1 protein-coding gene is annotated in these 1,342 nt (G+C 62.1%); it reads left to right on the forward strand.

Going from position 1 to position 1,342, the window contains the following annotated elements; genetic code table 11:
* The first annotated feature begins 83 nt into the window (after positions 1-83).
* Complete coding sequence (locus RUW20_RS05810) at positions 84-1,202, forward strand: mechanosensitive ion channel family protein (RefSeq protein ID WP_313951252.1); 1,119 nt, start codon at positions 84-86, stop codon at positions 1,200-1,202.
* The last annotated feature ends 140 nt before the right edge of the window (positions 1,203-1,342 follow it).

Genomic DNA, 1,342 nt, shown 5'->3' on the forward strand with positions numbered 1-1,342 from the left:
TTGCCTCCGCTGCGCCGGAGCCTTCAGGCGATGGCAGGCCCGCACGTTAGAATGCGGAGCTGGAAAGAGCCCGGAACGAAATAATGAAGATCGATTGGCTGGAGAAAGTGCTTGATCACCTGGTCGGCGGCGACGCGACCACGATGCTGGTCCTGCAGGTGTTTCTGGTCGTGCTCGGGGTGGTGGTGGCGAACTTCATCCTGCGTCGGCTGCTCGCCCGACTGGAGGCGCGCACGCTGTTGACCTCGACGCCGTGGGACAACGCCCTGGTGTCGGCCGCGCGCCAGCCATTGACGGTGGTGGCGTGGGTGGTCGGCCTGAGTTTTGCCGCCCGCATCGTCGAGGCGGGCACCCAAGCGACCGTATTCGAGGCCATCGATCCGGTGCGCATCATCGGCGTCATCGCCTGTATCGCCTGGTTCCTGGTGCGCTTCATCGGCAACGTCCAGGACAGCATCATTGCCCAGCGCCTGGCGGCTGGCGAATCGGTCGATCGCACCACGGTCGACGCAATCGGCAAGCTGCTGCGTGTCTCGGTGCTGATCACCGCCGCCCTGGTCGGACTGCAAAGCCTCGGTTTCTCGATCTCCGGGGTGCTGGCCTTTGGTGGCATCGGCGGCATCGCGGTCGGCTTCGCCGCCAAGGATCTGCTCGCCAACTTCTTCGGCGGCCTGATGCTGTACCTCGACCGCCCCTTTGTCGTCGGCGACTGGATCCGCTCGCCGGATAAGGAAATCGAGGGTACGGTCGAAGAGATTGGCTGGCGACTGACCCGCATCCGCACCTTTGACAAGCGCCCGCTCTACGTACCGAACGGTATCTTCGCCCAGATTGCGGTGGAGAATCCGTCACGCATGAGCAATCGCCGGATCAAGGAAATGGTCGGTGTGCGTTACGACGACGTCAGCAAGATCTCCGCCATCACAGCCGACATCAAGGCGATGCTGCGCGCCCACCCCGAGATCGATCAGCAGCAAACGATGATCGTTAACTTCGACCAGTTCTCGGCAAGCTCGCTGGATATCCTGGTTTATACCTTCACCAAGACCACCGTCTGGGTCGATTACCACGAGATCAAGCAGGATGTGATGCTCAAGATTGCCGAAGTCGTCGATCGACACGGCGCTGAAATCGCCTTCCCGACGCGCACCCTGCATCTGGCGGTAGACGGCCACGAGTTTGCCGTGCCGAAAGGGCAATGAGCGCGAACGCCTTGGTCTGCACGGGTACGGCTCGAGGCTCCGGTCCACTGCCGGCAAGCCGCCCCGCCAACCCTTTCACGGCCGGTTGGCTAACGGTCATGACATGTCGAGATACCCCAGATCATGAAAGTCATGACCGT

Source organism: Accumulibacter sp. (assembly GCF_032229525.1).
Taxonomy (GTDB): Bacteria; Pseudomonadota; Gammaproteobacteria; order Burkholderiales; family Rhodocyclaceae; genus Accumulibacter.